Here is a 16835-nt window from a genome sequence, read left to right on the forward strand (position 1 = left end):
TAAAATCGTTGACAGAAGCAATAAATAAAATCTATAGTAAGCTCATCGGAATTATAAGAAATCGAGCTGATTAGACGACTAAAAGCTCTTATTTCACGGAACGGCGCAAACAGCCGGCATCGTGGAATAAGAGCTTTTCTGTTTTTCTAGACATGTAATCAGCTTGAAAAACAAATAGGAAGCAGGGGAGATCATATGAAACAAAAGATCGTATTGATTATGCTGACACTGGTATTAACCGCTGTGCTTGCCGCGTGCGGCAACAAATCAGAATTGAGCGGTGCAGAGGGAGAAGGAGAGAAAGCGAAGCTTAAGGTAGGCATTTCGGCAGGCGTTGAGGAAGAGATTTGGAAACAGGTGCAGGAAGTTGCGGCTAAGGATAACCTCGATATTGAGCTTGTTGTATTCAATGACTATGTACAGCCGAATAAAGTGCTGGCGGAAGGCGAGCTTGATGCCAATGCATTCCAGCATGAGCCGTATCTCGATCAATTCAAGAAGGATAACAACCTTGATTTGGTGAAGATCGCAAACACGCTTAATTTTCCAATCGGCTTCTACTCCAAAAAAATCAAAGACGTTTCTGAAATAAAGGAAGGCGATGTCATCGGCCTGCCTAATGATCCGACGAATGGCGCACGCGCGTTGATTCTATTTGAAAACGCTGGACTGATCAAGTTAAAAGAAGGCGTTGGCATTAAAGCGACTGTTCGCGACATCGCAGAAAACAAGCTCAAATTGAAATTTGAGGAGCTGGATGCAGCATTCATACCGAAAGCGCTTGGCGATCTGACGGCGGCAGTAATCAACACCAACTATGCGGTAGAAGCGGGTTTTGTGCCAACGAAGGATGCCATTTTTATTGAGCCAAAGGATTCTCCTTGGGTAAATATTATTGCAGTAAGAACCGAGGACAAGGATAAGCCGGTATTCCAAAGATTGATTAAGGCTTATCATTCCGACCAAGTCAAGAAATTCGTAGAAGAAAAATACGGCACGTACATTGTCGCATCTTGGTAACTCAATTATAGACCTTGGTCTCTTCTTAGATGAAGAGACCTTTTTAACATTTTAGCAGAGGCGGGGTTGTACAGTGATCTGGATCGAAAATGTCAGCAAAACGTATCAACAGGGCAAACAGAACATCCATGCAATTAAGGACGCGAATCTGCATATTCGTAAAGGGGAAATTTTTGGCATTATCGGCTACAGCGGAGCAGGCAAAAGCACGCTTCTACGCTGCATCAACTATTTGGAGCGGCCGACTGCTGGCAGTATACGTATAAATGACACGGATCTGGCATCGCTTAGCGAGCAGGAACTGCGCATTATGCGGCGGAAAATCGGGATGATTTTTCAAAACTTTAACTTGCTTATGTCGAGTACCGTCTATGAAAATATAGCTTCTCCGCTCGTGCTTGCAGGTGTCCCCAAAAAACAAATTGAAGCAAGGGTAAGCGAGCTGCTGAAGCTTGTGGAACTTACGGATAAACGAGACAGCTACCCCGCTCAATTGTCTGGAGGGCAGAAGCAGCGTGTGGCGATTGCAAGGGCGCTTGCCAACGAGCCGGAAATCTTGTTATGCGATGAAGCGACATCGGCACTTGATCCGCAGACGACCGATTCGATCTTGCATTTGCTGCTCGACATTCATCGTTCCTATGGGATTACGATTGTGCTGATTACCCATGAGATGTATGTGTTGAAAAAGATATGTGATCGAGCAGCCGTTATGGAGAACGGCATCATTGTAGAGCAGGGCTCTATTTTGGAGCTGTTTACGAAACCGCAAACGGATACGACCAAAAAATTTACGAAAAGCGTGTTTGATGCGGATTTGCCGCAGGAGCTGCTTTACAAAGCCAACCACCCTGCAGAGCCGAAACATCTGCTTCGCATCTCTTTCATTGGCGAAACCGTAAGCGAGCCTATACTCGCAGATTTGACGCTGCGCTATCAGCTTCGGCCAAGCATTTTGTACGGGAATATAACGAAAATTAAAGATACCATATTTGGTTTTCTCTTAATTAGTTTGCCGGGCGAATCGACTGCCATAGAAGAAGGAATTGCATACATGGTACAAAACGGAATGCAGGTGGAGGTGCTTAAGCATGCTGGATAGCTTCTTCAGAAGCCTCGCCGAGAACCATGATCTATACACGGAAGCGCTAGGGGAAACGGCGGCGATGGTTGTCTATTCCTTGTTTTTCTCCACTATTATTGGCTTGTTTCTGGGCATTTGCCTGGTCGTGCTGCGCCCAAATCATATTTATGAGAACAAGGTGCTCTATCATCTGTTAAACGCAGTCATCAATGTGCTGCGGTCTGTCCCGTTCATCATTATTTTGATAGCGATCATTCCTATTACGAAATGGATTGTGCATACGACTATCGGGGTGAAAGGAGCAATCGTGCCTCTTGTCTTTTATACTGCGCCTTATATTGCGAGGCTTATCGAATCGGCTTTGCTGGAGGTGAATCCCGGTGTTATTGAAGCATTTCAAGCGATGGGAGCTTCGCGCCGGCAAATCATTTGGCGGGTTATTTTGAAGGAAGCAAGACCTGGGATCGTGCTTGGCTTAACCATCGCAACGATTGGATTAATTGGCGCAACAGCGATGGCGGGTGTACTTGGCGCAGGCGGTTTAGGCGATGTGGCGATTAGGTACGGCTACCAGCGCTGGGAGCCCGACGTGATGTACGTTTGCGTCATTATTCTTATTTTGCTCGTGCAGCTGATGCAGTCAGCGGGCAACCGCATATCGAAGAAGCTGCGCAAGCACTAGTTGAAACGTTTTAGCGGCCTGCCCACATTCTGCGAATGAACTCCTGATATAATCGGGAGTTTTTTTCGTTTATCCATTCATCCTGCGATTGCAAACCATTTCGCAGCTTTAATGGCTTTTTTATAAGCAGCTTGTATGGTACTATCGATGGGCAATAAAAGAAAGCGCTTCATTATAGCTTGCGTTAAAATAGAAATGAGGACAACTGGGGAACGAGGGGATACGGTGTTTAGATCGCTTGATAAGAAAATGAAAATTATTTTGCTATCGGTCATTATTTTATATGTGATCTTGTCCAGCATGCTCGTATTTCGAACCATGGAGAACAAAAGCTCGGAAATGCAGCGTCAGCTTTCCCTACAATATACAGGCCAACAGCACAAAAACGCCCAGCTGTTTATGAAATGGATGGAGGAAATGGCTAGTTTGGTGACAAACAATACAGCCGTTCATGCTTCCCTCACAAGCAACGAATATGACAATACCATTCCGCCGATATTGGACGGCATGATTTCATCCAACCTTTATATTTTAGATATGGTGATGTACGGGAATAGCGGCAGCGTGTACGCATCAAGCAACGTATCGGCGATACGCTCGTTCCAGGAGACCCAGAAGCTTCCCGAATATACGAAGTTTTTAAGCTCAGATTTAACGTCCGAATGGATTGTTCAAGCTTCGAGCTCGCTCGTGTACAAGAACACAGATCCACGCAGAAAGCTGGTTTATGTGGCCAAAATCATCGATACAAACGAGAAGATAACGGGCCTGCTTCTCATGAATGTGGATTTGAAGAAGATGAGCAGCTTCTATCATGCCGACGATCCTGAATTGTATGGCCGTCATCCTACCTATATTATTACGCATGATCATGCGATTTTGAATGCAAATGGCTTGCAGGAAGAGCCTAACGATGTGATTTGGGAAACGCTGCAGGAGGATACACAAAAAGAAGCGAATGAGGAAATGACGATCAATCAGACGGAAGAGGGCATTGTTTTGTTATATCGCTTGTATCATTCTGATGATCGAATCGCGATTCTAATCTCAGGCGAGCCGATCAAAAGCGAACTCCGACTGCTAAGAAATACGCTGATCGGAGTTGGCGCTTTTATTTTGGCACTATTTTTTATACTGATTAAGCGGCTGTCTCGCAGCATTCTAGATCCATTAAAGGATTTGTACAAACAAATGCGCAGACATCATGAGATTTGATCTAGGCTGAGGCGAATCCGAATAAGGGCAGTCGTTCCTTTTCCGGGTTCGCTCGTTATCGTGAGCCCCGATTCCTTGCCATATTCGAGCTTAATCCTCTCGTCAACGTTTCTGAGGCCGTAACCGCTTTGAAACAACACATTTTTGTCGGTGCTTTGAATGTTGGATTTGCTTTTGAACCCTACCCCGTCATCCTTAATTTCAAAATACAGATAGGTCTCGTCTCGCCAGCTTTTAACCTCGACTAATCCTTTTCCTTGTTTCTCACTCATGCCATGTTTAATGGCGTTCTCCACTAATGGCTGAAGAATAAGCTTCAAGATGCGAATTTTCCGAAGCGGCTCTGGGATATCGTAGGTGACATCATATTTGTCTGGAAAACGCATCAGCTCAACGGTTACAAAGCTTTTTACCAGCCGAATCTCTTCCTCAACGGGAATATGCTTGTCCCCTTTATGCAGGCTGATTCGGAAGAAGGTCGCTAACGCAGAAATCATTCTCTCGATTTCAGGTTGTTTTTTCAGCCTGGCCGTCCAAGTGATCGCATCGAGCGTATTGTACAAAAAATGCGGATTGATTTGCGATTGCAAAGCGGTTAGCTCCATCACTCGCTGCTTTTCCTTTTCCTCATTGTTTTCGTGAATGAGGTTGTTGATTCGGTCGATCATCGTGTAATAGCTGTTTTCAAGCTCACTGATTTCGTCGCTCGGTTTATTTCGATCATTCATGAGCTGCAGCCCGGACTTTCCTATCGCACCCAGCTTCTTTGTCAGATTGAAGACAGGCTCCGTAATTTTGGATGCCAAATAAAAAGATAGAGCTAAGAGACCAACAAAAACGAGCAAAGCGAAATATAGCGCGTTGCGGTTTCCTTCCGTAATCGCTGCAAACAATTGTGGCCGCGATACAACGGAAACAAGCTTCCAGCTGACGCCGAATCGGTTCAGGCGGTCGCTCAGTGGATACGTGCTCAAAACATAGTTTTCATGCCCCGATGATACGTTTCGATAACCTGCCGTTTCTCCGGGATGGAACGAATCCGATTCCAGAAGAGTATTGCCGACCACCCGTTTATCCGGATGTGAAATCACTTCATTAGTGACCGAGGCAATATAGGAATAGCCTAGCCCCTCAAACGCTGGCTTATAAAGATTAAACAGCGAAGATTCCTTCACATAGACGAGAATCGTACCAATGTTTTGGCCAGTATTGAAATTGCGATATTTTTGTCCGAAAACGATATAGGCGTCACCTTTAGCGTTATGCTTCACCTTACCGATAACAGGTAAAATAGACTCCTCGATTTTGGATAGCAGCAGGTCATCCGGATCTTCAAAAATTTCTGTATCGGCGACATATCGGTAACGGGTGCCTTCATTTGTAATGACCACCACGTCGCCGATCAGCTCGTTCTTGGCGACGATGCCTTCCATCAGCGAACGAATACGCGTTTTTTTCTCATCCTCTGCAATGGACGAGTCGCTGATCAGGCGGTAAATGTCTGTATTGACGAGGAAACGGAGCGAAAGCATTTGGATATCATCGACGATCAGCTCTAAGCTGAGTCCGATCTCTTTTTGAATATTGCCAATGTGATTGTACAAATTGTTTTTGAGATACGTGTGCGCGTAAATGTTGAACACACCCAGCATCAAAGTGAGATGCAGCGTCAATCCGGCGATGATGACAAAGACGATTCGGGTTCTAATGTTCATTTTACGCAAAATAGAGGACGACTTGTCGCTGCGATCCTGCTTATTGTTGATATTTGGCATATTCGCTAGGAGACATCCCGGTCATTTTGCGGAAAATTTGGCTGAAATATTTGGAATCGCCGAAGCCAACATGCAGACCGACCTCATAAACGCGGTAGGAGGAGTAGCGCAGCAAACGCTTAGCCTCATCGATGCGATATTCCGTCAGGCACTCATAAAACGTTTTGTTCAGATCCTTCCTAAACAAATGCATCAGATGAGTTGGGCTGACATGAACCTTCTCGGCAACCATGTCGGCTGTAATGTTATCTGCATAATGAAGTCTAATATAGGCGAGCGCGTCCCGAACCTCGCGTCTTGAGCCTGAACGTTCATTTTCTGATTCGAATAAGACGCCGCCTAATCCAGAGATGGATTTGCGTGCCGCCTCGCGTGCTTTCACAAAAGCAGTGTGTATGCCAGTATAGCGGTCAGCTGCTTCAGTGAAGCCTACCGTCAATTGGAAGCCGGCGGAGTCTTTTATTTCTTTAATGACAGCGTAACCAAAAGTGTACATGGTGGATGCAAAATCGATGATTGGCAGGCTCGAAGCCGTGATGACTGTCCATTCTGTCGGTGCACTTTGCAAAACAGCTATAGTATTCACTGAATGGTTGTTTAAGATCTGGCGAATTTGCTGTTCAATTGCCGACCATTTGGATTGATCCACAAAATCTATCGCTGTAACGGTGTCTGGAATGATAGAGATGACAGCAGCAATCAGCTTATCCTCAGGCGCAATCGCGATATTCAGCCAATCATATTTCTCCTGAATCAATGTGGTGTCAGAGAGTCGCCCGTAAAATAAATCAAGCCAAAATTGCGAGGAGATGGCGCTCTCTTCTTTTTTATATTTTTGAAATTGCATGCGGTTTGCTCGTTTTTCAATCGTTTGCCGCCCAATTTGCTGGACCGTTTCTGCCAGCTCATCGATATTTACCGGCTTAAGCAGATAACTGGCTGCGCCATGGCGAAGCGCCTCCTGGGCATATTGAAACTCATCGTATCCACTGAGCACAATAACGCCGCAATGCAGATTATGCTCTTTTATTTTCTCCAAAAACTCCAGCCCGTTCATATAAGGCATACGCACATCAGTCACAATGACATCGGGCTGATGAAGCAGTGCGAGCTCCAGCCCTTCCACGCCATTGCTTGCATCTCCAATAATCTCTACCCCATATTCGGCCCAATCGATGGTCTCGCGGATTCCTGTGCGAACTAAATACTCGTCGTCGACGATAAGCGCTTTCAACATGGTGTCCGACTCCCCCATAACCCATTGTTGTCGATCCATTTTATTATAATATATCGTCCTTATTTCGTCAGTGCCATGGAAGGTTCCGACAGAATAATCCACCCTTTCGCAGGATAACAACCTACTGGCAAATCTTTTTACTGTGCTACCATGAGCTAAAGCAGCGATTGCCATGAAGAAGGGAGAACAACGTTAGCAGCAATCGGCGCTTATATTTCACACCATGTCAAACCATTTCGCAGGGTTGAAGGATGTCGCTCTTCGCAAGGAAGCGTTATCATTTTAATTAAATACATCATTTAGGAAAGGAAGCCAACATGAGCGTAAACGCCGGTACACCCACGTATACTCCTAAGCAGAAAAAATCGACTTTTTTTATGTATTGGATGAAGGAATGGTCCTCGTGGCTTTTAATTATTCCCACGCTGCTTTTTTTCTTTTTCTTTTCATGGCAGCCGTTATTGTCAGGCATTTGGTTATCCTTTTTTAAGACAAAGGGATTTAAAGCAGAGTCATTTATCGGGCTGCAAAATTATATCGATGTCATCACCAATTCGGTATTCCAGCAAACCTTGATCAATACGTTTATGTACGTTTTTTGGTCTCTTGTTATTGGATTTGTCATTCCGATCGTCGTTGCTGTCATGATTAATGAAATGCGGCATTGGAGCTCTTTTTTCCGGTTTTCGGCTTTTTTCCCAAGCATGATTCCGGGAATTGCAGCATCCATGCTGTGGATGTTCCTCTTTGAGCCGAGTGAGAACGGTTTGGTCAATAAAATAATAGGCATGGTCGGCATTCATCCGCAGGGGTGGCTGCAGGACCCAAGCTTGACGATTATTACGATCGTGCTCACGATCACATGGAGAAGCTTCGGGGCAACAACGCTTCTATTTCTCGCCAGTTTACAGGGTGTGAATAGTGAGCTGTATGAGGCGGCTTCAATTGATGGCGCAGGCATATGGCGAAAATTTTGGAACATTACGCTTCCACAGATTTCACCTTTAATCGGCTTAACGCTGATCTTACAAATTAGCGGCGTTTTCCAAATTTTTAATGAGCCTCTCGTTTTGACAGAGGGCGGCCCTAATAATTCGTCGATGACTCTGCAGCTGCAAAGCTACTTCTATGCCTTCCGTTATTTCGAGGCGGGTCATTCGGTGGCACTCGGCGTCATTACCTTTATGATTTTGATGGTTATGACCGTCTACTATTTCAAATTGCAGAAAAAATGGGACAAGGAGTAAGGAGTGAGTAAATGAAAATGGCTAAATCATCAGGAATTATTGGGGATCTGGAATACAAAATACCTAAGGTTAAAATTATGTATTGGCTATTTTTTGCGATCATGACGATCATTTCACTCGTATGCCTTCTGCCTCCTGTCTGGGTTATTTTGTCCAGCTTCAAGGATGTGAAGGAGTTTTACGAAATTCCGCCTACCATTATTCCGCGGTCTTTTCACATCGAGAAGCTTTGGGACACATGGAATGAGTTCAAGTTTATGCGTTATTATGTGAATACGTCCTATGTGACGATCGGAACGCTTGTATTTACGGTGTTGTTTAATGGATTGGCAGGTTACTTTTTCTCTAAGCTGAAGCCAAAAGGAAGCGCCTTTTTCTTTTTGCTCATTCTTTGGACAGTGCTGCTGCCGAGTACAGTCGGAATTGTTCCTTTGTTCGGCAATATTGTCGATTTTCCACTGTTCCATATTAACTTTACGAATACGTATTGGCCATTATGGTTTTTGGCGGCGGTCAATCCCGTTGTCATTCTTATTTTCAAAAACTTTTTCGACACGATTCCAGCTTCCTTGGTCGAATCTGCCCATATTGACGGAGCTTCCAAGCTAAGCATTTTTTTGCGGATTATTTTGCCTTTGAGTGGACCTGTGCTCATCACAATCTCGATCTTAACGATCAACGGCGTATGGAATGACTTTTTCTGGCCGTATATGATTCTGAAAGACCAGTCGCAGTGGACGGTCATCGTTGCTATTTTCAACTTAAAGGCTACGCTGCCTGCAGATATCCAGTTCCTTGGCTTAACATTTGCCATCGTTCCGCCGGTTCTACTATTTCTAGTCTTCCAGCGCTATATTATGCAGGGCTATTCGATTGCCGGAAGCATCAAAGGTTAAGGAAGCGCGCAGAATATTAAACTGTTTCGCAGATTTGTGCCCTACTGAATGCGATAATGAGTATGATAGCATTTAGTTGCCGGCAAATAAGAAAGCGCTTCAAAAGCTCGTAATGTCATCATTCCAAATAGAAGGCTGGGGGATTACAAATGAATTTGAAAAAAAGAAACACTTGGCAGTTTACGTTTATTATGTTGTGCGTGTTTGTTCTCGTTATCGCAGGCTGCGGTAAAAATAGCGGCAATAATGCTGTGGAGCCGACGGCAAGCAGCAATAGCGGCGAAAATAATCCAGCGACGGAAGCGCCTTCCGAAGCGAAGCCTACAACGATCAAGGTCAGCAACTGGCCAAAGCCGAATGAGGAAGCTCAGGTCAAAATTTACACCGATTATGTTGCCAAGATGAAAGAGAAATATCCGCTTATTACAGTGGATAAGGATGAATGGGGCTATGATGTAAGCTCGTTCCTTCCAAAGGCGGCAAGCGGTGAGCTTCCTACCGTGTATGAAACCTTTTTTACTGAAGCAGACAAAATTATCAAGGCTAATTATGCCGCTGATATTACGGATATTATGACTAAAAATGAGTTCGACAAAGCGCTTAACCCAGATTTGCTGAAGCTGGTGCAAAAAGACGGCAAATATTACGGCATTCCAAAAGACGGATACGTGATGGGCCTTATGTACAACGTAAACCTGTTCAAGCAAGCAGGTCTTGTAGATGACAAAGGGGTGCCGAATTTCCCGAAAACCTATGAGGAGCTTGCGCAAACCGCTAAAACGATCAAAGAGAAAACAGGAAAGTCCGGCTTTTTCTTCCCAACCAAAAACAATCAAGGCGGCTGGATGTTCATGAATATCGCCTGGGCATATGGCGCTGATTTTGAACAGCAGGTAGATGGCAAATGGAAAGCTGTATTTAATTCCCCAGAGGCTGCTGAAGCGCTTCAATACGTAAAGGATTTGAAATGGAAATATGACGTGCTTCCTGCAAACAATCTAGTTGATGTCGGTACTGATTTATTCCAAATGTTCGGAACAGAGCAAGTGGCGATGAGCTTCGGCATATCCGATTGGGGTAATGCGATCGTTCAAAACATGAAAATGCCAAAGGATAATCTGGCTATGTCTGCACTGCCGACAGGACCAAAAGGAAATGCGACGCTTCTAGGCGGCGGATTATACATGTTTGCGCCGGATGCGACGCCTGAGCAATTGGATTCAGCCTTCAAATGGCTGGATGTGAAGGGCTTCTCGCCGCAAACGAGTGAAGAGTCGTTGCTTGGACTTGAAACGCAATCCAAAACAGCTAACGAGCAAGGTTTAATCGTTGGCCCGCACGGACTTCGCGTATGGGTGAACGAGGATCGTATTAAAGCAGAGCAAGCTATTCTTGATAAATACACCAATGTAAATATGGATATGTTCAATGATTACATGACGAATGGTTCGGCTGGTCTTCGCCCTGAGGTGCCAGTCAATGCGCAAGAGCTTTACAAAACGCTTGATGTGGCTATCCAAGCTGTATTAACGAACAAGAATGCAGATCCGAAAGCACTGCTTGAGAAGGCAGCTGCCGATTTCCAAAAGGACTATCTCGATAAAGTGCAATAAGCATCGGAAGTTTTCGGTGAACTCTAAATCCCCAAGGGCAGTCAGCCTTGGGGATTTACAATCAATAGGGCAGCGGCGGAGCCTCTGCGAATGGCAAAGGACAACATGTAATGTGGAAGGAGAATGGATGTCGTGAGGAAGCAGAAGGATATGGCGATAAAGGGGTTGCGTGCGAAACAAAAGCAGTTTTTCATTTTGTTTTTATTGATAACGCTTACAGCAGTTTTCTTCTTGGTCGGCGCTTCGCAAAAACGATCGAGTATTGCTTCCGAACCCTTAATCGTTAACGGCCATGCAGCTTCAGCAGAACAATTCGGAATGTATTTAGGGTTGAAAAAAGCGCTCGTAGCTGATTATTTCAAGCAAACCTACGGAGCTGAATATACAGATCAGTTCTGGACGACTTCCTACTCCGGTGAAATGCCTTTGCAGAGGTTAATTGAGGAAGCTAAAGCGGAGCTGACGAAAACGATAGTTTTGCAGCAGCTGGCGAAGAAGAGTGGGATTGCTGTGGATGGCAGCTACGAATCGTTTCTCAGCGGGATGGAAGCTGAGAATAGCAGGCGCAGTAAGGCTGCAGCAGACGGTGAAATCGTATATGGACCCACTTCCTTCGAAATCGAAGCTTATTACAGCTATTACATGAGCAATTTGGAAAGCGCGACACTTGAAGCAATGCAAAAAAGCGGCCAGCTCTCTGTTCCAAATGACAAAGTAAAACAGGCATATGAAACGGATAAACAGACGAAGTATTCGCTACCGGGGCATGTAAAGCTTAGATGGGCGGTGCTGCCTTATGGAGATGGAGCCGCTTTGATTAATAAGAACGAGGCTCTCCGCGTTATGGAACAGTTGAAAAAAGCAGCTGTAGACCAAGCAAGCTTCATCGATTCTGCCAAGCAGCTTGCGATAGAGGTGATGGATGCAAGCTTAACGAGTGCAACTCGTCGTACCGCGGCTTTAGAGAGTCCAATAGCGGTGCAGCAAGCAGAGCGTATCCAGGCAGATCAATTGAGCGATATTTTTGAAGAGAACGGGGAGCTGAATCTACTGTATTGCATTTCTAAAGGAGAGCCAATTCTCCAATCCTATGAGAAAGTGAAAGACGCGATCGCAAGCGAGTTGATGTCTGAACAATTTCGCGAAATCGCTCAGCAGGAATCAAGACTAGCGAATGTTGATTGGGATAACGAGCGTGCAGAACGCCTTGCACGAAGCTGGCTAGGTATAACGAAATTATAGCTTTTTATTAATAAATGAATTTCTATTCTTTTTTAAGAAGGAGCCATGAAAAATGTTGAAGAAGTGGATGAATGCGATGCTGGTCCTCACGCTGCTCAGCATGCTGGCATTGCCAGCTGCGAGCGTATCTGCGCATGATGCAGTATCGATTGAAGATGCGTTAACGGATAACTCCAAGATGTTTGCGAGTTCGCCAAACTGGACATTTGACAATACGAATCCGCATTTTTTTGGAGGCGATGATTCTAGGGCGGTTAGAACGTCAACGACGACGGAGTATGCTGTATATAGGCTGGATGGCATTCTGTCCTTTGCGTTGCAAGCTTATTATTTCTCCGGATCAACTGCGGTCATTACGTTCTATGGCTCAGCGGACGGTTCTGCTTGGACAGAAATTCCTTCTCAATATTCAGATCCTGTAGGAACAGGCTCCGGCTGGTATGGAACGGAATACAGCTCCTCGGGAGCACTGCCAAGCGGAATCGATTATTTGAAAATTGAAGTGAGCGGAGACATCGATACTTGGCTCATGCAGCTTGGATCGATTACGGTTTCAAATCTGTCAACGGCACCTCAGACGATTGACGATAAGCTTGATGACATTTCCAAGCTTGCTTCGTTTACGGCTAATTGGTCGATTGACACTACCAATCCGGCTTTTTTTGGCGGGGATGCTTCTAGAATCGTGAGAACGGCTGTGTCGGATGAGTCAGTCGTTTATCATCTGCATGGCATTAAGCATTTTGCAGCAAGGCTTCACTCCTTCGCAGGTTCAACGGGCGTTATTACGTTTTATGGCTCGCCGGATGGCGCGGTGTGGACAGAGCTTGGTGCTATACATGATACGCCTGAATCGACCGGGGACGGGGCTTGGTCAGGAGCTACATATACGCCGGCTGATCCGCTGCCTGCAGACATTAATTATTTGAAAGTAGAATTATCTGGCGATCTGGCGAATTGGCTCATGCAGCTGGGCTCTGTAACGCTTGCGAATGTGGTGCCTGGAAACGGCGGCACAGGAGGCGATGGCGATTATTTCGTAGATGCCGCGGCTGGCAGCGACAGCAATGACGGCAAATCGCAAAGCACGGCATGGAAATCGTTTGCCAACGTCAATAACACGACTTTTGCAGCGGGTGATCGCATTTTGCTCAAAAAAGGCAGCGTATGGAACGAGCGGCTGTATCCAAAGGGCAGCGGGACAGCGGAAGCGCCAATAACGATTACATCTTACGGCAGCGGCAGCAAACCAATCATTAACGGCGGCGGCATGGCCGGGGGCGCTGTATATCTTCGCAATTCTTCGAACGTCGTTATTCAAAATTTGGAGGTAACCAACTACGCCGCTGAACGCGGAACGACGTACCGAGAGGGCATTCTTGTTGAAAATGCAAACGCGGGTACGCTGACAAACATTCAGATTTTGGATAACTATGTGCATGACGTATCAAGCAGTTTCAGATATCCGACTGAATCAGGAGCAGAGGGCGGACCACATGCCTTTGGGGGCATTTCCGTATATGTAGGTGGCACTACCGCAAAGGATAAGTTCGATCAAGTGCTTATTCAAGGAAATACAGTGGAGCGTATTGGACGAACGGGCATTGTCGTATGGGATCAGCGCTGGAATGGGCAGGATTTTGCTTCAACTGGTGTGAAAATCCGTCAAAACTATGTGAAGCAAGCCGATAGCGATGGCATTCTTACTTTCGGCGTCGATGGTGCGTTAATTGAACATAATGTGGCAGAAGGCGGCGGCAATTACTCTGAGGTTGGTGAGTTTAACGGTTCAGCTGCCATTTGGCCGACTCGAGGCAAAAACAATGTGGTGCAGTTTAATGAATCCTTTAATACGAATAAGCCGGAAGGTGACGGTCAAGGCTTCAATTTAGATATTGATACGAACAACAGCGTCGTTCAATACAACTACAGCCACGATAATAAAGGCGGCTTTATTCTCTTTGTGGATGCGCGGTTAACACCAGGCGTGCTGGTTGGCTCTTCAAACAATGTGGTTAGATACAATATCAGCCAAAACGACCTGACTCATACGTTTAACTTTGCAGGCGGAGTTTCGCCTAATACGCAAATTTATAACAACAGCATTTATATCGGAACAGGTCAAAATACAAAAATTATGGATCATGAATGGAATGAAGCAGGGGATTTGCAGGCGGCTTTTTCATTCAAAAACAATCTTATCTATAATCTTGGAACAGGCGATTATCATGTGCCGGGCATGAATGGCGTTTTTGACCATAACTTGTTTTACGGCAACCATCCGATCAACGAGCCTGCTGACCCGAATAAAGTTACGGCTAACCCGATGCTCGTTTATCAAGGCGGCGGCAGCAAAGGCTGGAATACGGTTGATGGGTACAAGCTAAGAGCCGGTTCTCCTGCTTTGGGTGCGGGTACGCTCATTGCCGACAATGGCGGTCTTGATTATTGGGGGAATTCGGTATCGGGCACGGAAGCTCCGAATATTGGCGCTTATAATGGAGCAGGTCTAGATCCGGCGACGCTGCCGGAGCCGCCTATCGATGATTTGAGATTGTATTTCCAAGGCTTGAAGGTCATACCAAGTATTACTGATGATGAAAGCGGCAGCAAGTCGCTCCGTCTTCAGTTCGTAAACAGCTCTGAAAAAGACAGCTTAACGGTTGGAAAGATCGCTTGGGAGGTTGGCAAAGGTTCGGGTCTCGGCACAATCAGCGGTACGGATACGAAAGTCCCTGTCGTCGCGCCAAGCGGGCAATCGACGTATGTCATTCCTTTGCCGGGCTTGGCTGAAGGGGTTAAATATCCGCTTGATTTGAAGGTTGAAATTGCCGGATATGAGAACATTCATATGACAAGAGAGATTGATTTTAACCGCATATTGCATGAAACGGACAGCCGCCAGCCTATAACGATTGATTTGGCGAAAGGCAGCAATGTGATCACAGGTTTTCAAGGTGACGATGACTTAAGCGGTACAGCCAAGCTGCGCTGGGATGAAGGCTTTTTCTATCTCTCAGCAAGCATAAAAGACGATGTGTTTAACCATGCAGCCTCCGGCAGCTCGATTTGGCAAAACGATGGTATTCAGTTCAGCGTAGCGCCGGGTGTTCCCGGCGAGAGCCAGTCCTGGTATGAATACGGCATTTCGCAGACGCCGGACGGGCCGCAAATTTATCGCTGGCTTACGATGCAAGGCAAAGCAACAGGTTCAGTAACGAACGGTACGCTTAACGTAACGCGAAATGAAGAAACGAAGGTAACTTTCTATGAGCTGAAGCTTCCTTGGAGCGAGCTTTATCCGATCCAAGCCGCTGCGAATCAAGCATTAAGCTTCTCGATGCTGGTCAACGATAATGATGGTGCAGGCCGCAAAGGATATATCGAGTGGGGCTCGGGTATTGGCGGAGTGAAGGACCCGGCGCTATTCCGTACTTTCCAGCTGCTGGCTAAAGCAACGGTCACTCCACCGACACCAGGGGGAAGCACAGGCGGCAGCAATGGCAGCTTGAACACGATTGATAAGGGCATCATTACAGCAAAAGGAGCTAGTATCGACAAGGGGATTGCTCAAATTAATATTTCCAACGAGGAGCTTAACAAAGCACTCGAAGGAGCGAAAGACGGGCAATTGGTTATTAATGTGGTACCGTCTGGAGCAGATGCGAAGGGTGCTGCCATTCACATTTCCGCAGCAGCGCTAAAGGATGGGAACGCCAAGGCAAAAGAATTGATGGTCACCGCAAATGGCGCATCGCTTTCCATTCCAGTAGAAGTTCTCTTAGGTAGCCTTCCAGCTGGCTCGAAGCAGGTGGAGATCTCAATTATCCAGCAAGGAGATGCCTCGCTTCCGCAAAGCTTACAGCAAAAATGGAAAGGCAATACGATTTACGATTTCTTCGTTAAGGCTGATGGAGCAGCGGCCCGCAAGTTTGATTCGAAGTCGCCAATGACGGCGACAATGAAATACGAGCTGAAGCCAGAAGAGCAGGCTCATCAGGTTGTTGTATATACAATTCTAGAAGATGGCCGTGTAGAAGTGGTGAAACAAGTAAAATACGATTCCGTTACGGGGACGGTAACTTTCCAGACTAATCTTTCTAGCCGTTACGCAGCAGCCTATGCGAATGTACATTTTACAGACGTCAACGCTGCATCGCGGACGATTATTGAAGCTTTAGCAGCTCGTGAAATTGTGAAAGGTGTGGGGGAGAGCAGGTTTGAGCCTAACCGTTCCATTACCCGCGGCGAGTTTGTTCAGCTTCTCGTCAATGCCCTCGATTTGGCACCTGCTGCTGCAGGGTCTAGCAGCTTTACGGATGTCCGTAAGGAAGCATGGTATTATGCTGCGGTTTCCACAGCTCAGGCGCTGGGTATTGTAAACGGAAAAGGGGACGGCTCGTTTGGCGTATCGGATGTCATTACACGTGAGGAAATGGCTGTCATTGCTTTCCGCGCAATAGAGGCGGTTGTGAAGCTGCCAAAAGCAGCTGGCGAATCGGATATTTTTAAGGACCAGAGCCAAATAAGCGGTTACGCTTTGGAGGGAATTATGGCTTTGCAGCAGGCGGGATTCATCAAAGGGTACAAGGATGGATTATACAAACCAAAAGGCTTGTCTACCCGCGCGGAAGCAGCAGCAGTTATTTTCCGGTTGATGGGGTTATAGGTTTGTTGAAAGGACTGCACTCTTGTTGAAAAACAGGAGGGTGGTCCTTTTTTTCTATTGTAAAATCGGCTGGTTGCTGGAAATTTGCAAGGAGATCAAGGGTTTTATAGGAAATTAAGCAAAAAAGGAAGCCTACTTAACCATTTCGCAGGGTT

General features: G+C 46.0%; 11 protein-coding genes. 9 read left to right on the plus strand and 2 right to left on the minus strand.

All coding sequences use genetic code 11. The features are described from left to right. Positions 1-195: 195 nt before the first annotated feature. The 4 genes from AC1DOV_RS00710 (at position 196) to AC1DOV_RS00725 (ending at position 4001) form a co-directional block, all read left to right on the plus strand. Complete coding sequence (locus AC1DOV_RS00710) at positions 196-1020, plus strand: MetQ/NlpA family ABC transporter substrate-binding protein (protein WP_441881102.1); 825 nt, start codon at positions 196-198, stop codon at positions 1018-1020. Between the two features lie 73 nt (positions 1021-1093). Further along, entirely contained in the window at positions 1094-2122 is a 1029-nt protein-coding gene (locus AC1DOV_RS00715; protein ID WP_441881101.1) for a methionine ABC transporter ATP-binding protein, read from the plus strand. Next, entirely contained in the window at positions 2112-2786 is a 675-nt protein-coding gene (locus tag AC1DOV_RS00720; RefSeq protein ID WP_076268553.1) for a methionine ABC transporter permease, read from the plus strand. Before AC1DOV_RS00715 ends, AC1DOV_RS00720 begins: the two co-directional genes overlap by 11 nt. 225 nt (positions 2787-3011) lie before the next feature. Continuing rightward, positions 3012-4001, plus strand: coding sequence for a cache domain-containing protein (locus AC1DOV_RS00725; RefSeq protein ID WP_477548897.1), 990 nt, complete (start codon positions 3012-3014; stop codon positions 3999-4001). On the opposite strand, the gene AC1DOV_RS00730 is transcribed toward AC1DOV_RS00725, so the two are convergent. Further along, a complete protein-coding gene (locus AC1DOV_RS00730; protein WP_441881099.1) occupies positions 3989-5776 on the minus strand; it encodes a sensor histidine kinase in 1788 nt (595 codons plus the stop codon). The two genes, AC1DOV_RS00725 and AC1DOV_RS00730, sit on opposite strands and share 13 nt — an antisense overlap. Beyond that, a complete protein-coding gene (locus AC1DOV_RS00735) occupies positions 5757-7013 on the minus strand; it encodes a response regulator transcription factor (RefSeq protein WP_477548898.1) in 1257 nt (418 codons plus the stop codon). Before AC1DOV_RS00735 ends, AC1DOV_RS00730 begins: the two co-directional genes overlap by 20 nt. A 317-nt stretch (positions 7014-7330) precedes the next feature. Between AC1DOV_RS00735 and AC1DOV_RS00740 the strand changes: the two genes are divergently transcribed. The 5 genes from AC1DOV_RS00740 (at position 7331) to AC1DOV_RS00760 (ending at position 16680) form a co-directional block, all read left to right on the plus strand. Further along, positions 7331-8260 carry a carbohydrate ABC transporter permease gene (locus tag AC1DOV_RS00740; RefSeq protein WP_441881097.1) on the plus strand — a complete coding sequence of 310 codons (930 nt, stop codon included), beginning with the start codon at positions 7331-7333 and terminating at the stop codon, positions 8258-8260. Positions 8261-8271: 11 nt separating this feature from the next. Next, positions 8272-9156 (plus strand): carbohydrate ABC transporter permease, encoded by an 885-nt coding sequence (locus AC1DOV_RS00745; protein ID WP_477548899.1) that lies wholly within the window; start codon positions 8272-8274, stop codon positions 9154-9156. A gap of 149 nt (positions 9157-9305) precedes the next feature. Next, positions 9306-10769 carry an ABC transporter substrate-binding protein gene (locus AC1DOV_RS00750; protein WP_477548900.1) on the plus strand — a complete coding sequence of 488 codons (1464 nt, stop codon included), beginning with the start codon at positions 9306-9308 and terminating at the stop codon, positions 10767-10769. 132 nt (positions 10770-10901) lie between these two features. Beyond that, entirely contained in the window at positions 10902-12011 is a 1110-nt protein-coding gene (locus AC1DOV_RS00755) for a SurA N-terminal domain-containing protein (protein ID WP_477548901.1), read from the plus strand. Positions 12012-12063: 52 nt separating this feature from the next. Further along, entirely contained in the window at positions 12064-16680 is a 4617-nt protein-coding gene (locus tag AC1DOV_RS00760) for an S-layer homology domain-containing protein (RefSeq protein ID WP_477548902.1), read from the plus strand. Positions 16681-16835 lie beyond the last annotated feature (155 nt).

It is taken from the genome of Paenibacillus sp. 01T47 (assembly GCF_056398245.1).

Bases quoted from the DNA above. Each gene is read 5' to 3' on its own strand.
- AC1DOV_RS00710 (WP_441881102.1), top strand. From the start codon at position 196: ATGAAACAAAAGATCGTATTGATTATGCTGACACTGGTATTAACCGCT.
- AC1DOV_RS00740 (WP_441881097.1), top strand. From the start codon at position 7,331: ATGAGCGTAAACGCCGGTACACCCACGTATACTCCTAAGCAGAAAAAA.
- AC1DOV_RS00730 (WP_441881099.1), bottom strand. From the start codon at position 5,776: ATGCCAAATATCAACAATAAGCAGGATCGCAGCGACAAGTCGTCCTCT.
- AC1DOV_RS00745 (WP_477548899.1), top strand. From the start codon at position 8,272: ATGAAAATGGCTAAATCATCAGGAATTATTGGGGATCTGGAATACAAA.
- AC1DOV_RS00750 (WP_477548900.1), top strand. From the start codon at position 9,306: ATGAATTTGAAAAAAAGAAACACTTGGCAGTTTACGTTTATTATGTTG.
- AC1DOV_RS00720 (WP_076268553.1), top strand. From the start codon at position 2,112: ATGCTGGATAGCTTCTTCAGAAGCCTCGCCGAGAACCATGATCTATAC.
- AC1DOV_RS00735 (WP_477548898.1), bottom strand. From the start codon at position 7,013: ATGTTGAAAGCGCTTATCGTCGACGACGAGTATTTAGTTCGCACAGGA.
- AC1DOV_RS00760 (WP_477548902.1), top strand. From the start codon at position 12,064: ATGTTGAAGAAGTGGATGAATGCGATGCTGGTCCTCACGCTGCTCAGC.